Annotated in this window: 1 protein-coding gene; it reads right to left on the bottom strand. The window is 66.6% G+C overall.

Features of this window, described 5'->3' with window-relative positions:
• On the bottom strand, nucleotides 1–596 hold a 596-nt coding region (locus AAE045_RS23865), incomplete at both ends, for a CpaF family protein (protein ID WP_455549780.1).

Below are 596 nucleotides of genomic sequence, written 5' to 3'. Positions count from 1 at the left end.
CGCCAACCACGATGCGGTCCGGGCGCATGCGCAGGCTGTTGCGGACCAGGTCGCGGATGCTGATCGCGCCGTTGCCGTCCGCACCGCCGATACGGCTTTCCAGACGCACGACATGCGGGTGGTTGAGCGAGAGCTCGGCGGTGTCTTCGACGGTGATCACGCGCTCGTTGGCGGGAATGTAGTTGGCCAGGGCATTGAGCAGCGAGGTCTTGCCCGAGCTGGTGCCGCCGGAGACCAGGATGTTGCAGCGGCCCAGCACCATCGCATGCAGCAGCGCCTGCATCGGCCGATCGAACGTGCCCATGCGCAGCAGCTCGTCCGGGGTGAACGGATCCTTGCGGAACTTCCGGATCGAGACCATCGGCCCATCCACGGCCAACGGCGAGATGATGGCGTTGAGGCGCCCGCCGTTGGGCAGCCGCGCATCCACCATCGGGTTGGATTCATCCAGGCGGCGGCCAAGCGGCGCCAGGATCCGGCGCAGGATGCGCAGCAGATGGCTGTCATCGCTGAAGCGCTGCGGCGCCCGCTTGAGCATGCCGCCCTGGGAGACGTGGATGTCCTTGTAGCCGTTGATCAGGATGTCCTCGATCTCC

This window comes from Dryocola clanedunensis (assembly GCF_038405435.1).
Classification (GTDB): domain Bacteria; phylum Pseudomonadota; class Gammaproteobacteria; order Enterobacterales; family Enterobacteriaceae; genus Dryocola; species Dryocola clanedunensis_A.
This window is presented reverse-complemented; position numbering and strand designations above follow the sequence as displayed.